General features: G+C 73.2%; 24 protein-coding genes and 1 pseudogene. 14 read left to right on the forward strand and 11 right to left on the reverse strand.

Features of this window, described 5'->3' with window-relative positions:
• Positions 1 to 87 precede the first annotated feature (87 nt).
• The 6 genes from L6E12_RS35430 (at position 88) to L6E12_RS16760 (ending at position 7,598) form a co-directional block, all read left to right on the forward strand.
• The gene (locus tag L6E12_RS35430; protein WP_308074926.1) at positions 88 to 318 is read left to right on the forward strand and encodes a proprotein convertase P-domain-containing protein; all 231 of its coding nucleotides are present in this window, start codon (positions 88 to 90) and stop codon (positions 316 to 318) included.
• Between the two features lie 239 nt (positions 319 to 557).
• Positions 558 to 2,357, forward strand: a complete 1,800-nt coding sequence (locus L6E12_RS16740) for a long-chain fatty acid--CoA ligase (RefSeq protein WP_236228874.1) — start codon at positions 558 to 560, stop codon at positions 2,355 to 2,357.
• Between the two features lie 145 nt (positions 2,358 to 2,502).
• A complete protein-coding gene (locus L6E12_RS16745) occupies positions 2,503 to 4,155 on the forward strand; it encodes a substrate-binding domain-containing protein (protein WP_236228852.1) in 1,653 nt (550 codons plus the stop codon).
• A gap of 1 nt (position 4,156) precedes the next feature.
• Complete coding sequence (gene pip / locus L6E12_RS16750; RefSeq protein WP_308074925.1) at positions 4,157 to 5,092, forward strand: prolyl aminopeptidase; 936 nt, start codon at positions 4,157 to 4,159, stop codon at positions 5,090 to 5,092.
• A 253-nt stretch (positions 5,093 to 5,345) separates the two neighbouring features.
• Positions 5,346 to 6,485 (forward strand): hypothetical protein, encoded by a 1,140-nt coding sequence (locus L6E12_RS16755; RefSeq protein WP_236228853.1) that lies wholly within the window; start codon positions 5,346 to 5,348, stop codon positions 6,483 to 6,485.
• A gap of 33 nt (positions 6,486 to 6,518) precedes the next feature.
• Positions 6,519 to 7,598 (forward strand): hypothetical protein, encoded by a 1,080-nt coding sequence (locus tag L6E12_RS16760; protein ID WP_236228854.1) that lies wholly within the window; start codon positions 6,519 to 6,521, stop codon positions 7,596 to 7,598.
• A gap of 4 nt (positions 7,599 to 7,602) precedes the next feature.
• Here L6E12_RS16760 and L6E12_RS16765 read toward each other — a convergent pair whose 3' ends face one another.
• The 3 genes from L6E12_RS16765 to mihF all read right to left on the reverse strand — a co-directional run bounded on the left by L6E12_RS16765 (position 7,603) and on the right by mihF (position 10,819).
• The gene (locus L6E12_RS16765; RefSeq protein WP_236228855.1) at positions 7,603 to 8,418 is read right to left on the reverse strand and encodes a CdaR family transcriptional regulator; all 816 of its coding nucleotides are present in this window, start codon (positions 8,416 to 8,418) and stop codon (positions 7,603 to 7,605) included.
• Between the two features lie 847 nt (positions 8,419 to 9,265).
• A complete protein-coding gene (locus L6E12_RS16770) occupies positions 9,266 to 10,438 on the reverse strand; it encodes an isochorismate synthase (protein WP_374201891.1) in 1,173 nt (390 codons plus the stop codon).
• A 69-nt stretch (positions 10,439 to 10,507) separates the two neighbouring features.
• A complete protein-coding gene (gene mihF, locus L6E12_RS16775; protein ID WP_181399859.1) occupies positions 10,508 to 10,819 on the reverse strand; it encodes an integration host factor, actinobacterial type in 312 nt (103 codons plus the stop codon).
• 380 nt (positions 10,820 to 11,199) lie between these two features.
• Here mihF and L6E12_RS16780 point away from each other — a divergent pair, with 380 nt between their 5' ends.
• The 3 genes from L6E12_RS16780 (at position 11,200) to L6E12_RS16790 (ending at position 14,897) form a co-directional block, all read left to right on the forward strand.
• Positions 11,200 to 12,858: a long-chain fatty acid--CoA ligase gene (locus tag L6E12_RS16780; protein ID WP_236228857.1), complete on the forward strand. Its 1,659-nt coding sequence runs from the start codon at positions 11,200 to 11,202 to the stop codon at positions 12,856 to 12,858.
• 118 nt (positions 12,859 to 12,976) lie between these two features.
• On the forward strand, positions 12,977 to 13,585 hold the full coding sequence (locus L6E12_RS16785; protein ID WP_236228858.1) for a helix-turn-helix transcriptional regulator: 609 nt from the start codon (positions 12,977 to 12,979) through the stop codon (positions 13,583 to 13,585).
• 61 nt (positions 13,586 to 13,646) lie between these two features.
• Positions 13,647 to 14,897, forward strand: a complete 1,251-nt coding sequence (locus L6E12_RS16790) for a C39 family peptidase (RefSeq protein ID WP_236228859.1) — start codon at positions 13,647 to 13,649, stop codon at positions 14,895 to 14,897.
• Here the strand turns inward: L6E12_RS16790 and L6E12_RS16795 are convergent.
• Genes L6E12_RS16795 through L6E12_RS16805 form a run of 3 tightly spaced genes read right to left on the reverse strand, consistent with a single transcriptional unit; the run spans position 14,887 to position 16,760 of the window.
• The gene (locus L6E12_RS16795) at positions 14,887 to 15,270 is read right to left on the reverse strand and encodes a PRC-barrel domain-containing protein (protein WP_236228860.1); all 384 of its coding nucleotides are present in this window, start codon (positions 15,268 to 15,270) and stop codon (positions 14,887 to 14,889) included. The two genes, L6E12_RS16790 and L6E12_RS16795, sit on opposite strands and share 11 nt — an antisense overlap.
• Positions 15,271 to 15,311: 41 nt before the next feature.
• Positions 15,312 to 16,370, reverse strand: a complete 1,059-nt coding sequence (locus L6E12_RS35435) for a gamma-glutamylcyclotransferase (protein WP_236228861.1) — start codon at positions 16,368 to 16,370, stop codon at positions 15,312 to 15,314.
• Positions 16,371 to 16,760: a helix-turn-helix domain-containing protein gene (locus L6E12_RS16805; RefSeq protein WP_236228862.1), complete on the reverse strand. Its 390-nt coding sequence runs from the start codon at positions 16,758 to 16,760 to the stop codon at positions 16,371 to 16,373. It lies immediately after the preceding gene.
• Between the two features lie 118 nt (positions 16,761 to 16,878).
• Here L6E12_RS16805 and L6E12_RS16810 point away from each other — a divergent pair, with 118 nt between their 5' ends.
• Positions 16,879 to 17,688 carry an SDR family oxidoreductase gene (locus L6E12_RS16810; RefSeq protein ID WP_236228863.1) on the forward strand — a complete coding sequence of 270 codons (810 nt, stop codon included), beginning with the start codon at positions 16,879 to 16,881 and terminating at the stop codon, positions 17,686 to 17,688.
• A 185-nt stretch (positions 17,689 to 17,873) separates the two neighbouring features.
• Here the strand turns inward: L6E12_RS16810 and L6E12_RS16815 are convergent, their stop codons facing one another.
• Positions 17,874 to 18,155 carry a type II toxin-antitoxin system HicB family antitoxin gene (locus tag L6E12_RS16815; RefSeq protein WP_236228864.1) on the reverse strand — a complete coding sequence of 94 codons (282 nt, stop codon included), beginning with the start codon at positions 18,153 to 18,155 and terminating at the stop codon, positions 17,874 to 17,876.
• 243 nt (positions 18,156 to 18,398) lie between these two features.
• Between L6E12_RS16815 and L6E12_RS16820 the strand changes: the two genes are divergently transcribed.
• Positions 18,399 to 18,776, forward strand: a complete 378-nt coding sequence (locus tag L6E12_RS16820; protein ID WP_236228865.1) for a hypothetical protein — start codon at positions 18,399 to 18,401, stop codon at positions 18,774 to 18,776.
• Here L6E12_RS16820 and L6E12_RS16825 read toward each other — a convergent pair.
• Entirely contained in the window at positions 18,745 to 20,391 is a 1,647-nt protein-coding gene (locus L6E12_RS16825; protein ID WP_236228876.1) for an FAD-binding oxidoreductase, read from the reverse strand. The genes L6E12_RS16820 and L6E12_RS16825 overlap by 32 nt on opposite strands.
• 29 nt (positions 20,392 to 20,420) lie before the next feature.
• Here L6E12_RS16825 and L6E12_RS16830 point away from each other — a divergent pair, with 29 nt between their 5' ends.
• Together L6E12_RS16830 and L6E12_RS16835 are read left to right on the forward strand one after the other, a co-directional pair.
• Positions 20,421 to 21,020 carry a TetR/AcrR family transcriptional regulator gene (locus L6E12_RS16830; protein ID WP_236228866.1) on the forward strand — a complete coding sequence of 200 codons (600 nt, stop codon included), beginning with the start codon at positions 20,421 to 20,423 and terminating at the stop codon, positions 21,018 to 21,020.
• Positions 21,021 to 21,067: 47 nt separating this feature from the next.
• Positions 21,068 to 22,609, forward strand: a complete 1,542-nt coding sequence (locus L6E12_RS16835; RefSeq protein WP_236228867.1) for an FAD-dependent oxidoreductase — start codon at positions 21,068 to 21,070, stop codon at positions 22,607 to 22,609.
• 54 nt (positions 22,610 to 22,663) lie between these two features.
• On the opposite strand, the gene L6E12_RS16840 is transcribed toward L6E12_RS16835, so the two are convergent.
• The 3 genes from L6E12_RS16840 to L6E12_RS16850 are packed head-to-tail and all read right to left on the reverse strand — an operon-like array spanning position 22,664 to position 25,069.
• Positions 22,664 to 24,307: an EspA/EspE family type VII secretion system effector gene (locus L6E12_RS16840; protein WP_236228868.1), complete on the reverse strand. Its 1,644-nt coding sequence runs from the start codon at positions 24,305 to 24,307 to the stop codon at positions 22,664 to 22,666.
• 8 nt (positions 24,308 to 24,315) lie between these two features.
• Complete coding sequence (locus L6E12_RS16845; RefSeq protein ID WP_035288383.1) at positions 24,316 to 24,615, reverse strand: type VII secretion target; 300 nt, start codon at positions 24,613 to 24,615, stop codon at positions 24,316 to 24,318.
• Positions 24,616 to 24,631: 16 nt separating this feature from the next.
• Complete coding sequence (locus tag L6E12_RS16850) at positions 24,632 to 25,069, reverse strand: YbaB/EbfC family nucleoid-associated protein (protein WP_236228869.1); 438 nt, start codon at positions 25,067 to 25,069, stop codon at positions 24,632 to 24,634.
• Between the two features lie 180 nt (positions 25,070 to 25,249).
• Between L6E12_RS16850 and L6E12_RS16855 the strand changes: the two are divergent.
• Positions 25,250 to 26,152: pseudogene (locus tag L6E12_RS16855) on the forward strand (ABC transporter ATP-binding protein); the annotation flags it as partial.
• Positions 26,153 to 26,281 lie beyond the last annotated feature (129 nt).

The raw sequence follows: 26,281 nt of genomic DNA on the forward strand, positions 1-26,281 counted from the left end.
ACCATCACCGACGCGGGCGCGGCCGTGACCAGCGACGTCGCCGTCAGCGGGCTCTCCGGCAACGCCCCGTCGGCGCTGTCGGTGGGCGTGGACATCAAGCACACCTACCGCGGTGACCTGGTGATCGACCTGGTCGCGCCGAACGGCACCGCGTTCCGGCTGAAGAACTCCAGTTCCAGCGACTCGGCCGACAACGTGATCACCACCTACACCGTCAACGCCTCGGCGGCCCCGGCCAACGGCACCTGGAAGCTCAAGGTCCAGGACGTCTACAGCAGTGACACCGGTTACATCGACAGCGTCAAGTTGACCTTCTAGGTCGACCGGATCGAGGGCCCCGACCGAGACCGCCCAGGTCTCGGCCGGGGCCTTCGTCCACCGGGAGACGGGGGTCGACGGCGGTTTTGTCACGCAGGTCGGTATCAGTTGAGTGCGAACTCTGGCCGTTCGGAGTAGTTCCGGGCAAGATACGGGCAAAGTTACTGTCAGGTAGCCGCCTGGTGCGCACCCGTGGTGACCAGGTGTCGACCGCCGTGCGCCGTTCGGAGGAGAAGACCATGCGCGAGTTCGCCGTGCCGCCCGTCGCCAAGCGTGAAGAGGCGGGCGGACTCGCCGACCTGGTGTACACCAACGCCACCAAGACCCCGGAGCACGTGCAGTTCAAGCGCAAGTCCGGCGGCGGCTGGGCGGACGTGACCGCGAAGGCGTTCGCCGACGAGGTGACCGCGGTGGCCAGGGGCCTGATCGGCTCGGGCATCGGCCCGGGCGAGCGGGTCGCCATCCTCGCCGCCACCCGCTACGAGTGGACGCTGCTGGACTTCGCCATCTGGGCCGCGGGCGCGGTGCCGGTGCCGATCTACGTGACCTCCTCCGCCGAGCAGATCCAGTGGATCCTGTCCGACTCCGGGTGCGTCGCGGCGGTCGTGGAGACCGAGGAGCACGAGAAGCGCGTCGCCGACGTGCGCGACGACGTGCCCACGCTCCGGCACGTGTGGCGGATCGAGACCGGTGCCGTCGAGCAGATCGTCGAGGCGGGCAAGGACGTCGACGAGGCCGAGGTGCACGCGCGCCGGACCGCGGTGTCCGCGTCGGACCTGGCCACGATCATCTACACCTCCGGCACCACCGGCAACCCCAAGGGCGTGGCGCTGACCCACGACAACTTCTTCGCCGAGGTCGGCTACGGCGGCGAGGTGCTGACCCGGCTGTTCAAGGGCACCGGGATGCCCGGCGACGCCTCCACCCTGCTGTTCCTGCCGATCGCGCACGTCTTCGGCCGGATGGTGCAGGTGGGCTGCGTGTACTCGCAGACCACCATGGGCCACGGCCCGGACGCCAAGAACCTGCTGCCCGACCTGGCGACCTTCCAGCCGACGTTCATCCTGTCGGTGCCCTACGTGCTGGAGAAGGTCTACAACGGCGCCCGGCAGAAGGCGCACGCCGACGGCAAGGGCAAGATCTTCGACGCCGCCGCGGCCACCGCGATCGCCTACAGCGAGGCCGAGGGCAAGGCCGGGCTGGGCCTCAAGATCAGGCACGCGGTGTTCGACAGGCTGGTCTACTCGAAGCTGCGCGCGGCCATGGGCGGCAAGACCGGGTACGCCATCTCCGGCGGCGCCGCGCTGGGCCTGCGGCTGACGCACTTCTTCCGCGGCATCGGCCTGGTGGTGCTGGAGGGCTACGGCCTGACCGAGACCACCGCGGCGGCCACGACCAACGCCCCGGACAACTTCAAGGCGGGGACCGTCGGGCAGCCGCTGCCGGGCACCTCGGTGAAGATCTCCGAGGACGGCGAGATCCTGCTCAAGGGCGGGCAGGTGTTCGGCGGCTACTGGAAGAACGACGCCGCCACCGCCGAGGTCCTCGACGCCGACGGCTGGTTCGCCACCGGCGACCTGGGGCAGCTCGACGCGGACGGCTTCCTGTCGATCACCGGCCGGAAGAAGGAGATCCTGGTGACCAGCGGCGGCAAGAACGTCGCCCCGGCGGTCATCGAGGACCGGATCGCCGCGCACCCGCTGGTCGGGCAGGCCATGGTGGTCGGCGACGGCAAGAAGTACATCGCCGCGCTGGTGACCATCGACCCGGACTACTTCACCCACTGGAAGACCACCGTCGGCAAGCCCGCGTCGGCGACCGTGGCCGACCTGGTGGACGACCCGCAGCTGCTCGCCGAGGTGCAGAAGGCCGTCGACGAGGGCAACGCGGCGGTGTCGAAGGCGGAGTCGGTGCGCAAGTTCCGGGTGCTGGCCACCGAGTTCACCCCGGAGACCGGGCACCTCACGCCGTCGCTGAAGCTCAAGCGCCGGGTGATCATGAAGGACTTCGGCGCCGAGGTGGACGCGCTGTACTCGTAGGCGAAGCTGATTCATGACAGTGATTCACATCTCGGCGGCCCTCCCCCGGGCCTGGGGTTTCGCTTAACCTGACGGAAACTCATCTCGGGGGAGGGTCGCAACCGTGGGACGACACTCGTCGGGCAGGGGTCGGCCCCGTCCCGTGGTGCTCATCGGCCTCCTGGTGGTGGTCGCCCTGGTGGGCTGGCTCGGGGTCACCCTGGTCCGGGGCTGGGTCGGACCGTCCTGCGAGAACCCGGTGACCGTGGACGTGGCCGCCGCGCCGGACATCGCGCCGCTGGTGCAGCAGGTCGGCAAGCGGGTGGCCGACGACCAGGCCGCCGGGGACGAGAACGCCTGCTACCGGGTCGCCGTCGCCGCCGAGGGCTCGACGTCGGTGGCCGAGGCGCTGGCCGTCTCCGACAGCGGCGCCCTGCCGGACGTGTGGATCCCGGAGAGCACGATGCTGCTGCGCCGGGCGCAGGCCAAGGGGGCGTTCGACGGGCAGGTCAGCGGCACCTCGATCGCCTCGTCGCCGGTGGTGCTGGCGCTGACCGACGACACCGCGGGCGCGCTCGGCTGGCCGGACAGGACCCCCACCTGGGCGGAGGTCCTCGCCACCCCGGCCGAGACCGCCATCGGCGTCCCGGACCCGGCGCGCGACCCGGTCGGCACCTCGGCCGTGTTCGGCGTCCGCACCACCACCCAGACCGCCCCCGACCCGGACGCGGCGCTGACCAGCACGCTGCGCCGGATCTCGGCCGAGACCCGGCCGCTGGTCGCGGACCTCTACGCCCGGCTGCCCGGCGCGGGCGGCGCGGACGAGCCGATCGACGTCATCGCCACCACCGAGCACGACCTGCTCAAGCACAACGCGGCCGAGTCCGGCCACAAGCTCGTCGCCACCTACGGCGAACCGGCCGTGCCGTCGATGGACTACCCGTACACGGTGCTGCCCAGGACCGCCCCGGCCGAGCGGGACGCCGCGCTGGAGTTCCTCGGCAGGCTGCTCGACGAGACGACGGCGCGAGCGCTGGCCGACGCCGGGTACCGGACCGCCGACGGCCGGGTGCTGCGCGACCGGTCGCAGGACCGGCGCACCCGGGCCGACCGGGTCGACCGCACCGGGGTCCCGGACAACGACGCGGTCGACGCGCTGCTCAACCAGTGGGCGGGGGCGAACCTGGCCGCCCGGGTGCGGGTGCTGATGGACGTGTCCGGCTCGATGGCGCAGGAGGTGCCCGGCACGGACCTGGACCGGATGACCGTCACCACCAGGGCCGCCGTGCTCGGCCTCGGTCTGTTCAAACCGGACACCAAGCTGAGCTACACCCTGTTCTCCACCAAGCTCGACGGGGACAGGGACTACCGGGAACTGCTGCCCATGAAGCCGGTCCGCGACCACCTCGCCGCGGGCGCGAAGGAGCAGGTGGCGGCCATCAGGGCGGTGCCGGACGGGGCCACCGGGCTCTACGACACCGTGCTCGCCGCCTACCGGTCCGGGCGGGCGGACTGGGAGCCTGGCAGGCTCAACCTGGTGATCATCCTGACCGACGGCCGCAACGAGGACAGCGACGGCATCAGCCGGGCGGACCTGCTGGCGGAACTGGGCGGGCTCCAAGACCCGCGCAGGCCGCTGCCCATCGTCGGCGTCGGCATCGGGCCGGACGTGGACAAGGCCGAGCTGGACGCGCTGTCGGCGGCCACCGGCGGCACGGCGTTCACCACCGCGGACCCCACGAAGATCGGCGACATCTTCTACGCCGCCCTGGGCAAGTTCCTGTGCCAGCCGCCCAACTGCAAGGCACCGGCGAACTGACGTGCGCACCACCCCCACCGCGAGCGGGATGCTCGACGTCGGCGACGGCAACCGGGTCTACTGGGAGACCTGCGGCGACCCGGCGGGCACACCGCTGGTGTGGGTGCACGGCGGCCCGGGCATGGCGATGACCGAGCGCTGGCGGGACAGGCTGACCGCGCACGGGCACCGGGCGGTGTTCTTCCACCAGCGCGGCTGCGGTCGCAGCACGCCGAACGCGGCGGACCCGACCACCGACCTGTCGGTCAACACCACCGCGCACCTGATCGCCGACATGGAGCGGTTGCGCGCGCACCTGGGCATCGAGCGCTGGGTGGTGACCGGCGGCTCCTGGGGGTCGACGCTGGGGCTGGCGTACGCGCAGGCGCACCCGGAGCGGGTCAGCGCGATCGTGCTGCTCGCGGTCACCACCACCCGCCGCCGCGAGATCGACTGGCTCTACTTCGGACTGGGCCGCATCTTCCCCGAGGCGGCGGAGCGCTTCCGCGCGGGCGTGCCCGCGGGCACCTGCCAAGAGGACGTGCTGGCCGCTTATTCGCGGCTGATGGACGACCCGGACCCGGAGGTCCGCGCCCGCGCCGCGCACGACTGGTGCGCCTGGGAGGACGCGGTCCTCTCCCACGAGGCCGGACCCGCGAAACCGTTCAGCGGCAGCACTTCCGCCGAACAGCTTGCGCTGGTGCGGATCTGCGCGCACTACTTCTCCCACGGCGCCTGGCTCGACGAGGGCGTGCTCATCCGGGAGGCGGGGAAGCTCGCGGGCATCCCGGCCGTGCTCATCCACGGGCGGGTGGACCTGGCGGGGCCGCTGGAGACGGCGTGGGAACTCGTCAAGAACTGGCCGGACGCCGAACTGGTGGTGCTGGAGGGCTCCGGCCACCAGTCCACGGCGACGTCCGACGCGGCCCTGAGCCGGGCGCTGCTCCGCTTCGCCTGACCGCGACCGGAACCTCATCCGGCCGGTATTCGGCACACCCGGTTGAAGTAGCGGCGGCTCGCGTGCTCTTTTTCATGCCCGGAGATCCAACACGGGAAGACCTCACCGGCCACTCGGCCGATTGTGCTGCACCCACTGGTCCGAATGGCCGAGGCTACGCCGAGATTAGCCCATATAACGTCATTGTTTGAATAGTGGCGTTATCGCTACAGTCTCGGCGTACCGCTCACCGCTCCCGACCGGAAGGTGCGTCATGCGCGCCCTGGTGCTGACCGCCGCCCTCCTGGCGACCGTGACCGTCGCCGCGGCCACCGAGACCGGATCCGGAACCCCCCGGCTGCGCCCGCTGCCGCTGCCCGGCCCCGACACCGAGGCCGGGCTGACCGGGATGACCGCGACCGGCATGGTGCACGGGTTCGTGCGCGGGCGCGGCGAGCCCGCGCGGGCCGCGGTGTGGCGCGACGGGAAGCTGACCCCGCTGGAGCGGACCGGGCCGAGCACCCCGACCGCGGCGAACGACCACGACCAGGTCGTCGGCTCCTACACCCGCCGCCCCGGCGAGGAGGAGCGGGCGGTGCTGTGGACCGGGGGGCGCCGGGTCGACCTGCACCCGCGCGGGGCCTTCCGCAGCGCCGCGGTGGGGATCACCAACCGCGCCGAGGTGCTGGTGGTGAGCCACCACATCAGCCAGGACACCCTCGGCACCGCGCGGCGGCTGTCGCTGTGGCGGCCGGGCGGGTGGCGCACCCTGCTGGAGGGCGGCCGGTTCCACGACCCGGTGCTGGGCGCGGCCGGTGACGTCGCGGTCCTGGTCGACGACCGGGCGCTGCTGTTCCCGCGCGGCCGGGGCCCGGGCATCCGGCTGGTGGGCCTCGGCGGCGGCCCGCCGGTGCCGATGGGCATCAACGCCGGTGGCGCCGTCCTGCTGGCCTGCGAGGACGACGGCCGCGGCCGGGCGGCGCTGTGGCGCGACGGGGGCCTGACCGACCTCGGTTCGCTGGGCGGCGGCGACACCCGCTTCGTCGGCACCGGCCCGCGCCACGGCCCGTGGCTCAATGCCTCCGGCGAGGTCACCGGCCTCTCGGAGACCCGCGACGGCCGCTACCACGCCTTCCGCTGGCGGCGCGGGGTGATGACCGACCTGACCCCGCACGCCCCGTACAGCACCAGCTACGCCATCAACGAACGCGGCGACATCGCAGGAGAAGTGCCCGTCCCCGGGACGGCGGGCACGCACGCGCTGCTCTGGAAGCGCCGCAGCACCACCGACCTGGGCGCCGCGACCCCGGGCAACCTGACCATGCCGACCGCCCTGCACCCCCGCCTGCCGCAGGTCGCGGGCACGGACGCGGCCCCGGGCAATTCCGCCACCTCCCTCTTCACGTCCCAATAGGACGATCCACTCCCGAAGGAAGGACACACACCGATGCGTGTCAGGACAACCGTTTCGGCCACCGCCGCCGCCCTGGTCATCCTGGTCGGCGCCACCGCGGAAGCGGACGCGGACACCGGGGTGCGGCAGCTTCCCGCCCCCGCCGGATCGCTCCAGGCGGCCGGGATCGGCATGAGCGCCAGTGGGCTGATCCACGGCGTGGTGCTCACCGATGCGGGCCCGCGGGCCGTCACCTGGCGCGGCGGCGAGCGCGTCGACCTCGAACCCGCGGGGGTGAACAGCCTGGTGTACGAGGGCAACGACCTCGACCAGGTCGTCGGGTACCGCGAGGTCGACGGGGTGCGGCACGCCGTGCTGTGGTCGGCAGGGCGCCGCGTCGACCTCACCCCGCCCGGGGCGGTCGACAGCGCGGCGGTCGACGTCAACAACCGCGGCGAGGTCCTGGTGAGCAGCGTGGACGCCGACGAGGACCGGCGGCTGTCGCTGTGGCGGGCGGGCACCTGGCGCACGGTCGTGGAGAGCCCGTCAGCGCACTCCGGCAGCCTCGGCGCGGGTGGCGACGTCACCTACACCGCCGACGGCACCGCCCACCTGGCCCGCCCCGGCCGGGCGCCGGTCGCCATCGGCGCGGGCACCCCGGTGGACGTCAACGCCTCCGGGCAGGTCCTCATCGCCGCCGACGGCAAGCTGCTGCTGTGGAGCGCGGGCAGCACCACCGACATCGGTTCCCTCGGCGGCGGCCAGACCCACGTCCCCGTCAGCCAGGAGGGTTCGGGGCCGTGGCTCAGCGACTCCGGTCAGGTCGTCGGCCAGTCCAGCACGGCGGACGGCCGCAGCCACGCCTTCTCCTGGCAGCGCGGGGTGATGACGGACCTGACCCCGGGCGCGGACAGCGGCGCGGCGTTCGCGGTGAACCGCACCGGCACGGTCACCGCCACCGAGTTCGCCCCGGTGCCGAAGCTGTCGCTCTGGCGGCGGGGGACGACCACGGCGCTGCCGCTGCCCACGGGCGGGAACCCGTTCGGCTCGGCGCTGCACCCGTCCCTGCCGTGGACCGGCGGGACGATCGTGAGCACCACCGCGCCGGAGTCGGCCGCCTACGAGTGGCGCTGAGCGCTCACCCCGCAGGCGGCCCGTCGGGTGTGAGGCGGGTGGCCTCGACGGCGAGGTACAGCTCGCCCACGTCGCGCGGGTCCTCCATGTCCCGGCCGGTGACCTCGGCGGCGCGGCGGAGGCGGTAGCGGACGGTGTTGGGGTGCGTCGACATCAGCTCCGCGACCGCCTTCACCGCGCCGCCGTGGGCGAACCACAGGCGCAGGGTGGTGAGCAGCTCGGCCCGCTCCTCGACGCCGAGCACGTCCAGACCGGCGAGCACCTCGATGGCGAGTTCACGGGCCAGGTTCGGGGCGCCCGCGACCAGCGTGGTGACCGGGCGCTCGCCGAACACGGCGACCCCGGTCTCCCCCGGCGGCAGGCAGCGGCGGGCGATGCGGGCGCGGCGCAGCGCGGCGGGGACCCTGGCCAGGCCGGACACCGGGCGGCTGACGCCGATGACCTGGCCGCTGGCCGCCAGGGCGGCGCGCAGGCCGTCGAAGTCCTCCACCCGCTCCACCGACACGATGCCGATCTCCGCGTCCGGCAGGCTGCGCCAGACGATCACCCGCCTGCGGCTGGGGTCGACGGCGGTGGCGCTGACCTCCGGTCGGGCCTCGTCGGTGCTGCCGTCGCCGTAGAGGACGACGAACAGGCCGTCCTCGGGCAGCTCCAGCACGCGGGCGGCGTCGGACAGCTCGGAGCGGCGGGTGAACCGGCCCTCCAGGAGCCGGTCGATCAGCTCGCGGCGCACCTTCTCGTCCGGGGGCACCCCGGTACCCCCGGTGTCGCGGTACACCGACACGTCCGCGACCCCCGGTTCCGATACCAGATCGACCACCGGTGGAGGGTAACCCGAGCAGCGGATCCGGGGCACTCCCCTATCCGTGAGAAATTTTCAGCACCTTCCGGCGCCGCCGCGCACCGGACCGGGCGGGGTTGCCACACGCCCGTGCGTGGCCGAGTCGCAGCGTTCCTCCACCGAATACCTGCCACAGCGTGGACTCCCGGTGCGCGCCGAGCACGATTACGCGGTTCCAGGCGATCACTTGTGCAGGCTGCTCTGCACAAGCGGAAGCGGCAAGACAATCGAACGGACGTATCAGGAGGTGCTACATACACCATATGGGTGAATTGCACAGGTGCAACTGTGGGGCAAACCGTGTGGACAACTCGACCAGCAGCCACGTTGCGTGTCGCACTCCGCGCAAGCAGCGACGACACTTGGGTCCGCTGGGTGAACTTGCGATCAGACAGTGGAACCCGAGCCTCCGACCCGCATGCGGGACCTCGACAAGGTTCGCCCACGAAGTGTTGGATCTGATCTCGCCACAGAGGTGAGACCCGGCCCAAAAACAAACGGCCCCCCAGTGGGGGGCCGTCGTGATCGACACCTACGACGTGGCGATCATTGTTTCGGCGGACAGCGACCTCTGTCCCGCGGTGCGGGTGTTGAAGCGGCTGGAGCCACACAGGACGGTCATCGCGGCCTTCCCACCCCAGCGCTTCTCCTTCGACTTGCGAACTGCGGTGGACGGGTACTACACCATCGCCGACGCCCGAATCCGCCAATCGCTGCTGCCGGACAAGGTGCAGCTTTCCGGCGGACTGAGCGTCGAACGCCCCGAGCACTGGTACCGACCTCCCGCCCGCCTGGGATCACTCGGCAACGCGTCGCAGGTGTCCAGTCACGCGCCCGGCAGGTCGATGCCCAGGCCGCGCAGCAGGGTGGCGAACTTCGCCGAGGTCTCCGCCAGCTCCGCGGCCGGGACCGAGGCGGGCATGATCCCCGCGCCCGCGTAGAGCAGCATCTCCCGGTCGAAGACCTCCGCGCAGCGCAGCGACACCACCCACTCACCGTCACCATCGGCGCCGGTCCAGCCGACGGCCCCGCTGTAGAAGCCGCGCTCGAACGGCTCCAGCTCGGCGATCGCCGCCGCCGCCGCGGCGGCGGGGGCGCCGCAGACGGCCGGGGTCGGGTGCAGCGCGGCGGCCAGCCGCAGCGCGGACACCCCCGGGTCGGCCAGTTCGCCGGTGATGCGGGTGGACAGGTGCCACACGGTGGGCGTGGCCACCAGCGACGGACCGGCGGGCACGTGCAGGCTGCGGCAGAACGGGCGCAGCACCTCCTCGACCGCCTCCACCACCACCCGGTGCTCGGCCTGGTCCTTGCCCGAGGCCAGCAGCTCGTCGGCCAGGGCGCGGTCCTGCTCCGGGGTCACCCCGCGCGGCAGCGACCCGGCCAGCGGGTTCGACACCACGCGGGTGCCGGTGCGCGAGACCAGCAGTTCGGGGGTGGCCCCCAGCAGGGTGCGCCCGCCGGGCAGCGGCGCGGCGAAGGTGTGGCCCTGCGGGTTGGCCGCGACCAGGCCGGGCAGCAGGGCGGCGAGGTCGACGGGGGCGGCGAACCCGAGCCGCAGGGTGCGGGCGAGGACGACCTTGCGCAGCTCACCGGGGCCGCGCAGGAGCGCGACCGCCGCGGCGACCGCGGCCTCGTACCCCGCCCCGGACGGCACCGGCGTCACCGACACGGGCGCGGCCCCGGCGGCGGGGGCGACGGAGGAGGGGTGCGCCGACCCGGCGCGGCTGACCGCGGCGGGCACGACCACGTGGGCGGGTGCCCCCGGGGCGAACGGCAGCGCGCCGACCGCGACCTGGGCGCCGCTGTCGGCCAGGGCCTTCTCCACCCTGGCGGACAGCTCCTCCGGGTCGGACTCGGTGACGACCGCTCGCTCACCCTCCGCGAGCAGCGTCGACGTCGGTCCGGCGAGCAGGAACGCCCCCGGGCGGTAGTCCCGCACCACGTGTTCAGCCACCCCTCCATTCTGCCTACCGCCACCCGATCGGGGGCTGACGAGCATCGTGGGTTTGCCCACGGACGACAGCGGGCGGGTGGCCGTCCGGCCACCCGCCCGCTGTCGTGGTCGTGATCAGCCGAGCGCGTCGATCAGCGCGGAGCGCTGCCGGTCGCCGAGGCCCGCCGCGCGGCGGTCGGGGTCGATCCCGGCCTGCTCCAGCAGGGCGGCGACCTTCACCGCACCGAGGCCGGGAACGGCCTTGAGCAGGGCGGCGACCTTGGTCTTGCCGATCGTCTTGTCGTCCTTGGCCTTGCCGAGCACCGACGCGATGGTCCGCTCACCGGACTTGATCGACGCCAGCAGCTCCGAGCGCGCCTTGCGCGCCTCGGCTGCCTTGGCGAGCGCATCCGCGCGCTGCTCGGGAGTCAACGTGGGCAGAGCCAACGTGGTTGTCCTTTCCTTCATCACCCGCCGCGGTGGCGACGGGCCCAGCCTCATCGGGGCATCGTGACTACCGACAGTCACCGGAGCGGAAAGAGCTACCCACCCCGGACGCACCGCGCGACCCGGCCGCCCGACGCCTTTCACCAGTAAACGACACCTCGGGGGGCAACATACCCCCGACACGCGCAAACCTCCTGCGGAGCCCATCACGTCCGGGGGCGGCACGCAGCGTGACAGCATGATCAAGTTCGGCGAACCGGGCATTTCGGGAGTGTTGCCGACGGCGTTCGCCCACTAGGCTTTCCTACCGCGAGTAAGTTTGGTCGGGGCCGATGTCCACCGACGGCCGAGGCCGTCAACCCCAGGGAGCTTGAGCGACCATGTTGAGCACCATGCAGGACGGCAACCTGTCCATCGGCACACTGCTGCGGCACGGCACGAAGGTGCACGGGACCGCCGAAGTGATCACCTGGACCGGTGACGGCAGCCGCAGCAGCACCTTCGCCGAGATCGGGAAGCAGGCCGCCCGCCTGGCCAACGCGCTGCGCGGCCTGGGCGTCACCGGCGACGAGCGGGTCGCCACGTTCATGTGGAACAACGCCGAGCACCAGGTCGCCTACCTCGCCGTCCCGGCGATGGGGGCCGTGCTGCACACGCTCAACCTGCGGCTGTTCCCCGAGCAGCTCACCTACATCGCCAACCACGCCGAGGACCACGTGGTCATCGTGGACGCCACGGTGGCCCCCCTGCTGGCCCGGCAGCTCCCCACGTTCACCACGGTCAAGCACGTGATCGTGGCCAACGGCCCGGCCGAGGCGCTGACCGCCCCCGAGGGCGTGCGGGTGCACTCCTGGGACGCGCTGCTCGCCGAGCAGTCCGACGAGTTCGACTGGCCGGACGTGGACGAGCGCACCGCCGCGGCCATGTGCTACACCTCCGGCACCACCGGCAACCCCAAGGGCGTCGTCTACTCCCACCGCTCGATCTGGCTGCACTCGATGCAGGTCTGCATGGCCGACGGCATCGGACTGGCCTCCACCGACCGCTCGCTGGTGATCGTGCCGCAGTTCCACGCCATGTCCTGGGGCATGCCCTACGCGGCGTTCATGACCGGCGCGTCGCTGATCATGCCGGACCGCTTCCTGCAGCCGGAGCCGCTGGTCCGGATGATCACCGAGCTGGGGCCGACGCACTCCGCGGCGGTGCCGACCATCTGGCAGGCGGTGCTGGCCCACCTGGAGCAGAACCCGGCCGACCTCAGCTCGCTGCGCGAGGTCGTCGTGGGCGGCTCGTCCTGCCCGCCCGCGCTGATGCACGCCTTCGCCGAGAAGTATGGCGTGCACATCGTGCACGCCTGGGGCATGACCGAGACCTCGCCGCTGGGCACCGTGTGCCGCCCGCCCGCGGGCCTCACCGAGGAGCAGGGGTGGAAGTACCGCTACACGCAGGGCCGCCTCCCGGCGAGCGTGCAGGCCCGGCTCATCGACGACGACGGCGCCGAGATGCCGTGGGACGGCGAGAGCGTCGGCGAGCTGGAGGTCCGCGGACCGTGGATCGCCGCTTCCTACTACCGGTTGGGCGACGAAACAGCGGACGGTGGCATTGATCAAGCAGGCGCGGAGAAGTTCCGCGACGGCTGGCTGCGCACCGGGGACGTCGGCACGCTCACCCCGGACGGCTTCCTCACCCTGACCGACCGCTCCAAGGACATCATCAAGTCCGGTGGCGAGTGGATCTCCTCGGTCGACCTGGAGAACGCCGTCATGGGCCACCCGGCGGTGGCCGAGGCCGCGGTCATCGGCATCCCGGACCAGAAGTGGGACGAGCGCCCGCTGGTCGCGGTCGTGCTGCGCCCCGGCGCCGAGGCCGCGCCCGAGGAGCTGCGCGACTTCCTCGGCGACAAGGTCGCCAAGTGGCAGCTCCCGGAGAACTGGGCCTTCGTCGAGGAGGTCCCGAAGACCAGCGTCGGCAAGTTCGACAAGAAGGTGCTGCGGGCCGCGCACGCCGAGGGCAGGCTCGACGTCAAGCACCTGGGCTGAGCACCGCCCGGGCGGGTTCGCGCGACCGGTCCCCCGGTCCCGCGGACCCGCTCGGCCCGGCCGGGGCGAGGCGCGTCCGCCCGCCCCGGCCGCTCCCGGGATGGGTATGGTTCGCACTGTGGGCGGCGCGAACGGGGAGGTGACCGGGCTGTCAGGCGAGTCCAGCGCACGCGGTCGCAAGCTCAACGCGACGTCCTACGTCGTCCTGGGAATGCTCTCCGCGGGTCCGGCGACCAGCTACGACCTCAAGCAGCGGGTCGGCTACACCATCGGCCACTTCTGGGCCTTCGCCCACTCCCAGCTCTACGACGAGCCGAGCAGGCTGGCCGAGGACGGCCTGGTGGTCTCCGCGGTCGAGGACGGCGGCAGGCGCAGGCGCACCTACTCGATCACCGAGGCGGGCCGCGAGGCGCTGCGCGAGTGGCTGGTCGCCCCCACGCCGGAGGAGACCGAGGTCCGCGACCTGGGCCTGCTCAAGCTGTTCTTCGCCGCGCACGGCAACCCGCGGACCCTGCGCGGCCTGGCCAGGGACCGCTACGAGTCGCACAAGGCGCGCGGGGACAACTACGTCGTGCAGTACGGGCAGGTCGCCGGGGTGGCGGACCCGTGGCAGCTCAAGTCCCTGGAACTGGGCATCCGGTTCGAGCGCTGCGTGGAGGAGTTCTGGGCGGACTTCCTCGCCGAACTCGACGCCGGTCCGACCGAACAGGCGCCACCCGCGGGCTGACCGCGCGGCAAGCCGGTGACGGCTGTTTACATGCTGGCCGCGTGGCGCGAAAATTCTCGACATGAGACCGTTGCGCCTGCTCACCGCCGGGGTCGCCGTACTGGCCGCCACCGCGGTCGCCACCCCACCCGCGTCCGCGACCACCGCACACCGCCCCGGTGACGCACCGGTCGACTACCACCAGTGGACCCTCCCGCGCGACCTGGCGAGCGGTCGTTCCGACGGCCTGCTCCCCGGTCCGGGCGGGCTGCGCATCGGCAGGCCCGCGGGCAGCGTCGAGCACACCGAGCCCGAACTGGGCACCACCCGCCGCTACGACTACGGCACCTGGACCTCCCCGGTCCACCGGCCCGGCTTCGACGCCACCCAACTGGTCGCCTCCTGGAACGCCACCACCCCCGCGGGCACCTGGCTGCGGGTGGAGGTGCGCGGCGACGGCCCCACCTGGTTCACCCTGGGCCGCTGGGCCCTGGGCGACCAGGACATCATCCGCAGCAGCGTCCCCGACCAGTCCGACGACACCGGGTACGTCGACGTGGACACCTTCGTCGCCGCCCAGGGCAGGCCACTGCGCGCCTACCAGCTCCGGGTCACCCTGTTCCGGGCCACGGGCACCCAGGCCACGCCGACGCTGCGCACCATCGGGGCGATGACCTCGGCCATCCCGGACCGGTTCACCGTCCCGGCCAGCACGCCTTCGCTCGGGCGGGCGGTGGAGCTGCCGGTGCCCGCGTACTCGCAGAACGTCCACATCGGGCAGTACCCGCAGTACGGCGGCGGCGGCGAGGCGTGGTGCAGCCCCACCTCGACGCAGATGGTGGTCGAGTACTGGGGCAAGCGGCCCTCGGCCGAGGACCTGGCCTGGGTGGACCCGACCTACGCCGACCGATCGGTCGACCACGCGGCCCGCGCCACCTACGACCACGACTACGACGGCACCGGCAACTGGCCGTTCAACACCGCCTACGCCGCGTCCTACGGCCTGTCGGCGCACGTGACCCGGCTGCGGTCGCTGACCGAGCTGGAGGCCCACATCGCCCGCGGCATCCCGGTGATCACCTCGCAGTCCTTCCGCGCGGACGAACTCGACGGCGCGGGCTACGGCACCGCGGGGCACCTGATGGTCGTCGTCGGCTTCACCGCCGAGGGCGACGTGATCGCCAACGACCCGGCGTCGCCGAACAACGCCGCGGTGCGGCACGTGTACAAGCGGGCGCAGTTCGAGAACATCTGGTTGCGCACCAAGCGGTACACCGCCTCCGGCGCGGTCGCGAGCGGTTCGGGTGGGATCGCCTACGTCATCACGCGGTAGAGCACTCCGCGGTCACGGTGAGGTCGGGCGCCACGACGTACCGGCGCCGCGGCACGTCCGAGGGCGGGCGCGGCGCCGGGATCGGCACGGCACCGGGCGGGAGGCCGTAGTGGGCGCACAGCGGCGCGGTGTCGGTCAGCGGCCCGTCTGCGCGCGGGGCGCCCCGGACGGCACCCTTGCCCACACCCACCTGCACACCGTCGCCGACGGGGCGGGCACCCACCAGCGGCAGGTAGCTCTCCCGGAGGCCGAGCAGTCCGGTGTGGACGACGGCCCACTCGGGTTCCCCGGTGCCCCGGTTGAGGTAGACGCCGCCGATGCGGCCGATCCTGTTGCCCGCGGGGTCGTAGGCGTCGAGTCCGGACAGTTCCACACCCCAACCGTTCCCGGCGCCCGCCCGCCCCAACCCGGAGTTCACCCGTCCGTGTGGCCGTGCACGGGCCAGGGCGCGGACAGCACCGACATCCCCTCGACCGGTTCCAGCCACACGTAGGTCCACGCCCACGCCCCGTCGACGACCACCCGGACCCGCGCGTACTCCGGCCCCTCGTACTCGTCGAGCGCCGCCAGCGACACCCCCGCGCGCAGCGGCACCGTCCAGCCCGACACCCCCGGCCCGTCGCCGAGGCGCAGCGCCGGGTAGCCCAAACCGGTGTCGTACAGCGACCCCGCCAGCCTGCCGGGCCGGGGCTCACCGCAGGCCACCCCGGCCAACAGGGGCCACATCGGGGCGCCGGGTTGCAGCGTGCCGTAGACGAAGAGCCTGCCGGGGAACGCCTCCGGGGCGGGCGGACCGCTGACGACCTCGACGTCGAGCCCGTCGCCCGCCGCGGGTTCGCCGATCAGCCCCACCGCCTCGGCCTGCGGGACGTCCGCGCAGCGCACCGGGGCGCCGGACACCAGCAGCGGCCTGCGGATCACCGCGGCACCCACGTAGGCGAGCACGCCGTCGATCGAGGTGCCGTCGTCGGTGCTGTCCAAGAGTTCCACGGTGCCGGTGCGCACCCGGGCCAGGGCGTACCGGTGGCCGCGCCCCTCGCACACGTCGAGCACCGCCACCTGCTCCGGTGCCAGCATCAGCACCGCGTGGTCCTCCACCCCGCCCAGCGCGGCGAGCACCACCGGCCGCTGGTCGTCGACCACGCGCAACCCGGCCGCCCACACCGCGGCCAGCCCGGTGCACCGGGCCCGCAGCACCACCACCGGCCCCACCAGCCCGAGCGCGTCCCGCAACCAGGTCAGCTTCGACGGGCACGGGTTCGAGCCGTAGGACAGCACGGGTACCCGCCCGGCCATCGGCGCACCCCCGCGCGCACCCAGCCACTCGTCGAGGTCGACACCGCCCGCCCGCCACCCGGACAGCGCGGCGGGGTCGGCGGTGAGCCGGACACCGCGCCCGCCGTCGTGCGCGTAGGAGTACGGCGGCCGGGCGCCCGGGTAGGGGACGGCGGGGAACTCGGCGTCGACGAACACCTAGCGGGCGGCCTTGCGCTCGTCGAAGGCGGCCTGCGCCACCAGCACGGACGCCGTGGACTCCTCGATGAGCCGGTAGAGCTCGCGCACGCCCTCCGCGATCGGCCGCCCGAGGTCGGTCAGGGAGTAGTCGACGTGCGGCGGGATCACCGGCCGCACCTCCCGGTGCACGAGCCCGTCGCGCTCCAGCGCCTGGAGGGTCTGCGCCAGCATCTTCTCGCTGACCCCGCCGACGGCCTGCCGGACCTCGCCGAAGCGCAGGGTCCCGTCGAGCAGCACGCCGAGCACGAGCACCCCCCACCGGCTGGCGACGTGCTCCATCACGCCCCGCCCGGGGCAGTTCGGGTCGAACACGTTGGCCCGGAACGATGTGGTCTCAGTCACGCCCATACCCCGCTGACCTCATTTCTTCCCTTGAGGTAAGTACAGCACCCAGAGGTAGGTACTTACGAAGAGAAAGTAACACCCCTACGGTAATCCCAACACCCGCCACCCGAAGGAGTCCACCGTGAAGTACCTGGTCACCGGCGCCACCGGCCACCTCGGCACCCGCGTCGTCCACCACCTCCGCGACCGCGTCCCCGCCGCGGACATCGCCGTCTCCGTCCGCGACCCGCACAAGGCCGAACCCCTCGCCGCCCAGGGCATCGAGGTCCGCCGGGGCGACTTCGCCACGGGCCTCGACTTCACCGGCATCGATTCCCTGCTGCTGATCTCCGCCGACGGCCCCGACCGCGCGGCGACGCAGCGGGCCACCGTGGAAGCGGCGGTCGCCGCGGGCGTCCGGCACATCGCCTACACCAGCGTCACCGACGCCGACACCTCCCCGGTCGCCCTCGCCGCCGACCACAAGGCCACCGAGGAAGCCATCCGCGCCACGGGCGTCGCCCACACCTTCCTGCGCAACGGCATGTACCACGAGAACTACACCCCGGCCCTGCTCCAGGGCCCCCTCACCACCGCGGCGGGCACCGGCCGCATCGCCACCGCCGCCCGCGACGACCTCGCCCAGGCCGCCGCAATCGTCCTCACCGAACCCGGCCACCACGGCAAGACCTACGAGCTGACCGGCCCCACCGCCTGGACCTTCGACGAGCTGGCCGCCCTCGCGGGCACCACGCACACGGCGGTCACCCCGGCGCAGCGCCGGGCGGCCCTGATCGGCTTCGGCCTCCCCGAGCCGGTCGCGGACCTGCTGACCGACATCGAGGCCAACATCGCCACCGGCGTCTTCGCCGAGGTCCGCCCCGACCTGGCCACCCTCCTCGGCCGCACCCCGACCCCCATCGAGGACGCGGTCAAGACCACCCTGGCCTGATCCCCCGTTCACTGCAGCTCTGGATCAACCCGGCCACCGAATAACCGGTCGACCCGGTCAGCCACCTCTGCCCGGTGGCGGTTCACCCGAGCCGCCACCTCCCGTCTGCCATCGACGCAACCTCGCATTGCCAACCTCCGATGCGGCAGGAAGTTCATGATCTCGCCAAATCACCCGGGACCGATTCACCGAGGAGATCCCACCAGCCAGTCCCGGAGCCCGAGGTCGTCGTTGCGGCTGACCAACTGCACGAGCATCCAGTTCTCCTGGTGGTCGGGCGCAACCGAAAGCCGCTCCTGCCAATCTTCGGCATACTCTCGCAGAGCATCGATCATCTCGTCGATCGCATCATCGAAAGTGGCCCCATCCGCGGCGACGGGAAGCCCCGGGATGAAGACCGACCAACCACCACCCTCATTCACCACTTCAACCTTGGACGAACTCGTGGATTCCAGGAAATGGCGCATGCGTTCACCTTCGATCGAAACGACCTGAGAATGGTCTCACCTCACCGTCGCAACACGTCCACGAAGTGCGGCAGCATCCGGTAGCACTCGCCCGGGTGGCGGTTGCGACTCGACCGGTCCGTGCCACTTTCAGCCCGGGGTACGCCCCCGCCGCCGTGCGCGGCGCTGTGGCCAGTCCCTCCGAGCGCTCTCTTCTCCGCGAAACCCCGGGCTTTTCCGCCGCCGATGGGCCACGCTCGTGGCATGACCGCTGAGGACCCCCGCGAACCCCGTCCGGCGGCGGACCCGCTCGCGCAGATCACGCTGACCCCGCGCCGCTTCGCGGCCGTGCTGGCGGTGGCCGCGCTGCTGCTCGGCCTGACCCTCCTGCTGGTCCCCGTGCACGTCGCGAACACCGATCCGAGTGCCGGGTCGGTGAACTGCGGGAACGTCGTCGGTGGGGTGGAGACGCGGTGGGTGACCGACGACCTGCGGTCCACCGACCGGTCGACCGTGGTCGCTTACGTCGGGATCTGCGAGGAGGCGATCGGCGACCGCGCGGCGATGACCTTCCCCCTGCTCGCCGCCGGGGTGGTCGGGGGCTTGGCGCTCACCGTTGTCCGGTGGCGGGTCCGGGGATGAGCTTGCCGGGGTTCAGCACGCCCGCCGGGTCCAGTTCCGCTTTCACCGCGCGCAGCACGTCCACGCCCAGGTCGCCGATCTCGGCGCGCAGGTAGGGGGCGTGGTCGACGCCCACGGCGTGGTGGTGGGTGATGGTGCCGAGGGTGGCGATGGCGGTGCTGGCGGCGTGCTTGGCGCGCTGCCACTGCCCGACCGGGTCGGCGGGGTCGCGGGGGACCAGGACGGTGAAGTAGAGCGACGCGCCCGTCTCGTAGGTGTGGGAGATGTGGCAGGCGACGACGGGGCGGCGGCCGTCGCGGGTCAGCGACCCGGTCAGCGCCGCCGTCACCGCCGTGCGCAGGGCGGACAGCCCGGACCAGTGGGCGGCGGTCTCCAGGGTCTCGACGCACACGCCCGCGTCCATCAGGGCGTCGCGTTGGCGGGGTCCGGCGAAGCGGCCGCGGCGCCAGGCTTCGCCGACCGGGCGGCCGAGGCGGACCGCGCCCCGCAGCGCCCGCAGCGTGGCCGCGCGCTTGGCCCGCAGCGCCGCCGACGACGACGCCTCCCAGCCGACGACCAGCAGGCACGGTTCGCGCACGCCGCGCGCGCGCAGGTACGCGCGGACGGCCCGGGTCTTCCAGCCGCCCCTCATGGTGAAGCCGACCTCGGTCTCCTCCGGGTCCGACAGGCGGGTGACCGCGCCGCGCACGTCCTCCTGGGTGAGCGCGCGCACCGCCTCGGCGCCCGCCTCCCAGCCGTCGAGGACAAAGCCCTCGTGCCGGGAGACCACCGGTTTGGGCCGCACCCGCAGGGTGACCTCGGTGATCACGCCGAACGCGCCCTCGCTGCCGACCACGAGCTGGCGCAGGTCCGGGCCCGCGGCGCTGGCCGGGGCGGCGCCCAGCCGCCAGTCGCCGCGCGGGGTGGCGACGCGCACGCCCGCCACCATGTCCTCGAAGCGGCCGTAGCCCGCGGAGGCCTGGCCGGAGGAGCGGGTGGCGGCGAAGCCGCCGATGGTGGCGCGCTCGTAGGACTGCGGGAAGTGCCCGAGGGTGAACCCGTGCCGGGCCAGCAGCCGCTCCGCGACCGGGGCGGGGACGCCCGCCTGGAAGACCGCGAGCCGCGACACCGGGTCGACGGTGACCAGCCGGTCGAGGCGGGCCAGGTCGAGGGCGATCACCGAGTCGAAGCCGCCGCGCAGCGCCGACACCCCGCCGACCACGGACGTGCCGCCGCCGAAGGGGACCACCGCGACCCCGTGCTCGGCGCAGGCGGCGAGCACCCGGAGCACCTCGGCCGGGTCGGCGGGGACGACCACGGCGTCCGGGACGGCGAGGTCCCCGGCGCCCCGGCGGCGCAGCAGGTCCAAGTAGGACAGTCCGCCCGCGCGGCCGAGCCGGTCGGGCGATTCGACCAGGACGTGCTCGGCCCCGACAATGGACCCCAGGACGGCCCGCACCGCGGCGGGCAGGGTGGAGTCGGGCACCGGGGCCGGCGAGTCCGGGGCGACCGGCGTGCTCGCCGGTCGCAGGCCGGTGCGGGCGGCCAGCCACCTGCTCGCGTGGGCGGGCAGGTCCGCGTCCGCCGCTCCGCCCGGCGTCCAACCGCTCCGCACCAGGTGGTCGAGGTGGTCCATCTCAGCGCTCACGGGATAGAGTGTGACATATGACGTCTAAACGTCACAGCAACGCGCCGACGCGGGTGGCGGACGACGTCCTGCTCGACGCCGCCCGCGACTGCGTGCTGGCCACCGGCGTGCGGCGCACGACGCTGACCGACGTCGCCCGCCGGGCCGAGGTCAGCCGGATGACGCTCTACCGGCGGTTCCCGGACGTGCGCAGCCTGCTGGCAGCCCTGATGACCAGGGAGTTCGGCCAGGCGCTGGCCCGCACCCAGGACTCGGTCGCCGACCGGCCCTCGGCCAGGGACCGGCTGGTGAGCGGCGCGGTCGCGGGGGTCCGGGCCATCGCCAACGACCCGCTGATGCGGACCGTGCTCGACCGCGACGGCGAACTGGTGCTGCCCTACGTGGTGTCCCGGCTGGGCAGCACGCAGCAGATCGCCGAGCGGTTCCTGCGCGCGCAGCTCGAAGCGGGCCACGCCGACGGCACCGTGCGCCGGGCCGACCCGCTGGTGCAGGCCAGGGCGCTGCTGCTGGTGGTGCAGTCGTTCGTGCTCTCGCACATCCCGGCCACCGCCGACCTCGACCCCGAGGACCTGCTCGCCGAACTGGCCCACCTGCTGGAGACCGCCCTGCGCCCCTGACCGGCCTCCGCACCCGACCAGCCCCCGACCCCGACCAGGGAGTTCCCGTGCCCGAGCCCCGCACCGCCCTCAACGCCGCCCGCCGCGCCGCCGACCTGGCCGCGCTCGCCGGGGGCGAGGTGGTCGACCTGCTGGTGGTCGGCGGCGGGGTCACCGGGGCCGGGGTGGCGCTGGACGCGGCGGCGCGCGGGCTGAGCGTGGCCCTGCTGGAGGCCCAGGACCTCGCGCACGGGACCTCCCGCTGGTCGAGCAAGCTCGTCCACGGCGGCCTGCGCTACCTGGCGAAGGGCGACGTCGGGCTGGCCAGGGAGAGCGCGGTCGAGCGCGGGGTGCTGATGACCACCACCGCCCCGCACCTGACCAGGGCGCTGCCGCAGCTCATCCCGCTGCACCGCTGCACCACCGGCCGGGACGCGGCGCTGACCCTGTCCGGCCTGCTGGCGGGCGACGCGCTGCGCCGCTCGGCGCGCACCCCGTCGGCGCTGCTGCCCCGCCCGCGCCGGGTGTCGGCCCCGGAGGCGCTGGCCCTGGTGCCGGGCCTGCGCCGCGACGGCCTGCGCGGCGGGCTGCTGTTGTTCGACGGGCAGCTCGTCGACGACGCCCGGCTGGTGGTGGCGCTGGCCAGGACCGCGGCGGGCCTGGGCGCGCGGGTGCTCACCCGGGCGCGGGTGAGCGCGCTGACCGGCACCGGCGCCGCGGTGACCGACGCGCTCACCGATTCGCCGTTCGAGGTGCGCGCCCGCGCGGTGGTCAACGCGACGGGCGTCTGGGCGGGCACGCTCGTCGACGAGGTCACCCTGCGCCCCTCGCGCGGCACCCACCTGGTGCTCGACGCGCGGGCGGCGGGCCTGACCGGGTCGGCGCTGATGGTGCCGATCTCCCTGGGCCGGTACGCGCTGCTGCTGCCCCAGCCCGACGGCCGCGCCTACCTGGGGCTGACCGACGAGCCGGTGGACGGCCCGATCCCGGACGTGCCGACGGTCCCCGAGTCCGATGTGGACCTCCTGCTCGACGTCGCAGGCTCCGCCCTGGCCACCCCGTTGAGCCGCGCCGACGTCCTCGGGTCGTTCGCCGGGCTGCGCCCGCTGCTGCCCGCCACCGGCCGCAGCGCCGACCTGTCGCGCCACCACGCCGTGCTGACCTCCCGCGGCGGGGTGATCACGGTGGTGGGCGGCAAGCTGACCACCTACCGCAGGATGGCCGCCGACGCGGTCGACCGCGCGATCGCGCACGCGGGCCTCAACGCCGGTCCCAGCACCACCGCGACCCTCCCGCTGGTCGGCGCCGCCCCGCGCCCCGTGCTGTCCACACTGGACGCACCGAGGCACCTGGTCGAGCGGTACGGCACCGAGGCCCCGGTCGTGCACGCCCTGGGTGAGCTGGACCCCGACCTGGCCGCGCCGATCGCGCACCGCACCACCGCCGCCGAGGTCGTCTGGGCCGTCCGCAACGAGGGCGCCCTCACCGCCGCCGACGTCCTGGAACGCCGCACCCGCCTGGCCCTCGTCCCCGCCGACGCCGAGGCCGCCGCCCCCGCGGTCACCTCGCTCGTCGACCGCGCCCTGGCGGGCCTCACCACCGCGGTCTGAACGCAGAAGGGGCCGCCCCCCAGCGGAAGCGGCCCCTTCGGCGTGCTGCGGCCCTCAGGCCTGGATGGTCATCTTGTCGTCGCCGGGGTTCAGCGCCTCCAGCAGGACCATGATCGAGCCCCACTCCTGGAGGATGTGCCGGACACCCGCCAGCATGTTGTCGATCGGCTCCCAGATGTTGTCGTAGCCGGGGACCCGGTGCTGCTGGAACTGCGAGTCGGTCACCTGGAGCATCCCCTTGGGCGGGTTGCCGTCGGTGGCGCCGGGGCCGGACAGGTCGACCGCGTGCGGGTTGCCGCCGGAGGTGCGGTCGACGATCTGCGCGATCTGACCCGCGTCGATCTTCGACGGGTCGACGCCGTGGTTGATCAGGATCTCCACCGCCGAGCCGATCCAGCGGGCCCGGTCCACCATGGACGCCGGGGCGCCAGGGGTGGGCGGCGGGCCGGACGGGCCCCAGCCGCCGGGCGGGGTCACCTGCGACACCTGGCCGGGGACACCGGTGGTCGGCACGCCCGGGTTGGTGTACGGCGAACCACCGGTCGGCTGCTGGTAACCGCCGTAGGACGGGGTGTTCGGCTGCTGCCCGTAGCTCGGCTGCTGGTGGGAGCCGCCGCCGGTGGGCTGCTGGTAGCCGCCGTACGAGGGCGCGGGGGCCTGGCCGTAGTTGGCGGCGTTGGTCTGCCCGCCCCCCGGCTGCTGGTACCCGCCGTAGCCCGGGGCGGGCCGCCGGCCGTAGTTCGCGGTGTTCTGCTGACCACCCGGCAGCGGCTGGTAGCCGCCGTAGCCGGGGACCTGGCCCTGGTTGTAGTTGGCCTGGTTGGTCTGCCCGTTGTTGCTGTACTGGGTGTTCGCCGCGGTGTCGAGCTGACCGGGGTTGACCTGCGGCGCCTGCGTGGTGGTGGCCGGGGCGGTGCCCGCCGCCTTGCCGCCGATGGTCGCCAGGAGCTGCTTGACCGCCTTGGCGAGCTGCACGATCTTCTGCACGGCCTGCATGATCTTCTGCAGCGAGGAGACGAACTTCTGGATCTTCGAGGCGATCTTCTGCGCGGTCTGCACGGCCTCGGCGACCGAGCGGGCGATGCCCTCGGCGATGCTGGCGCCGAAGCTCAGCCACGCCTTGGCCAGCGCCTCGATGATGATCTGGATGACCTTCGTGACGCACTTGTTGATGAAGTCCAGCACCGTCTTGCGGACCTCGGCGAGCAGTTGGCCCGCGCCCTTGATGGTCTCGCCGATGGCCTTGCTGACCTCGGCGAGCGCGTCGAGCCCCTGCGCCTGGGTGGCGGCGGCCTTGCGGTAGCCGTCAGCGGCGACACCGGTCCAGTTGCCGGTCTCCTTCACCGACGCCTGCCGGAGCTGCTCGGCGGTCTGGGTGAGCTGCGAGCCGGTTTTGCCCCAGCCCGACGAGCTGCCCAGGATCGACTCGGCGCTGCCGAACAGCGCCTCGAACGGCTTCCGCAGGAACGAGATGTGCTGGATGATCCAGCCGAACCCGGCGCTGCCCGCGGCCGAGAGCGGGTCGCCCGCGATGCCGATGACGTCCATCGCCACGTTGGTGATGGACATGCCCGCCTCAAGCCAGTCCCCGCGCTCGATGGCCGACTTCACGCTGGTGATGTCGTTGGTGATGTTCTGCGCGCCCTGCTCGGCGGTGCGCGGGCCGGAGGCGGTCGGGGTGGTGCTGGTCGTGGTCATCGCGCGCCTCACAGCCTTCCGGCGAACGTGTTCGCGTTCGCCGAGTCGATGTCCTGGTACTCCTTGGCGACGGCCTCGATGCCCTTGCGGACGTCGTCGACCGCGGTGGCGACCTTGGTGATGCCCTGCACCACGTCACCGCAGGCACCGAGGATGGCCTGGGCGAAGAACTGCCCGATCATCCCGAAGGCGTCCCCGGAGACGGCCTGCGCCGACCCGGTGGCGGCGTTCACCTGGGAGGAGATGGTCGCCACGGTCGCGGCGTGCTTCACCAGCTCCTGCACGTTGACGTTGAAACCTGTGCCCATCGGATTCCGCCCCGTTCTAGTTGACGACTTCGGGTGGGTTGTCGAAGTACTCGTCGTCGGACCGGTCGTCGCGCCTGCGGCGGACCGGCCGACCGGTGTCCTCGGCGTCCCCGGCGTAGCCCTCGGGCATGCTCGCCTTCACGACGTCGAGCGCCGGGCTGTCGCCCACCAGGCCCTCCATGGCCGCCAGCACCTGCGCGCTCGCGTCGCGCTGCGCCTGCCGGGTGACCTCCAGGATCTGCCTGGCGAGGTGCTCGGGCTCCAGCTCGCGGACCCCCTGGCGCAGGACGAGGCCGGTGGTGACCCCGTTGGCGCTGACCCGCACGGAGATCTCCCCGTCCGAGGAGGTGGCCGCACCGCCCACCTCGCGCAGCGCCTTCTCGGTCTTGGCCGCCCGCGCCGCCACCTCCTGCAGCTCGTCGTTGTACTGCGCGAGCCACTGTTCAGGATTCATCCTGATCTCTCCAATGGTCCTACCCGGATCATCCGCCCATCTTTGACGGAGCATCCTCTGATCGGTTCCCGGCCGGGAGGGAAACGCCCAACTCGTTTGCGGTCGCACCGGCCGACCGGTGCCCACCCGCCCGCAACGGGGATACTGGAGCAGGACGGACCGGGTGGGAAGGGGTCGCCAGTGCTCGCAGCCGACGGCGCCACCGGCCTCGTGGTCGACCGCGTGCGCAAGCGCTTCGGCACCCGCACCGCCTGCGACGACCTCAGCCTCCGGGTCGACCGCGGCGAGGTGTTCGGCTTCGTCGGCGGCAACGGCGCGGGCAAGACCACCGCCATGCGGATCGTGCTGGGCGTGCTGCCCGCCGACTCCGGCCGGGTCACCTGGGCGGGCGAACCGGTCACCCCGGCCCGCCGCGCCCGCTTCGGCTACCTCCCGGAGGAGCGCGGCCTCTACCCGCGCATGCGCGTCCTCGACCACCTCGTCTACCTGGCCGAACTGCACGGACTGCCGGTCGACGACGCCCACCGCGCCGCCGAGTACTGGATCGCCCGCCTCGGCCTGCGCCAGCACCGCGAGCAGGAGGTCCAGCGGCTGAGCCTGGGCAACCAGCAGCGCGTGCAACTGGCCGCCGCGCTGGTGCACGGCCCGGAGCTGCTGGTCCTCGACGAACCGTTCTCCGGCCTGGACCCGGCCGCGGTGGACGTCCTGGCGGGGGTGCTGCGCGACCAGGCGGCGCGCGGGGTGGCGGTGCTGTTCTCCAGCCACCAGCTCGACCTGGTGGAGCGGCTGTGCGACCGGGTGGGCATCATCCGCGCGGGCAGGCTGGTGGCCGCGGGGGCGGTCGGGGAACTGCGCGCGGGCAGCGGCACCACCCTGGTCGTGGACGCCCCCGGCGCGGCGGCGGGCTGGGCCGACCGGCTGCCGGGGGTGCGGGTGCTGGCGGTGGCGGGCAGCCGGACGACGCTGCGGCTGGCTGAGGGGGCCGACGAGCAGCCGGTCCTGGCCGCGGCACTGGCCACCGGACCGGTCCGCGAGTTTCGCCGGGACCGCCCGGGCCTGGCGGAGCTGTACCGGGACGTGCTGGAGCGAACCGACCCGGCGGGCGCGCTCGCCGGGTCGGTGGGCGCGGGCAGCGCAGCAGGCGGCGCGGGCGCGGGTGCCGGAATGGGCGCGGGCCGCGTGGCGAGCGCGGCAGGCGCCGGCGGCGCGACA

The organism is Actinokineospora sp. PR83 (assembly GCF_021056305.1).
GTDB lineage: Bacteria > Actinomycetota > Actinomycetes > Mycobacteriales > Pseudonocardiaceae > Actinokineospora > Actinokineospora spheciospongiae.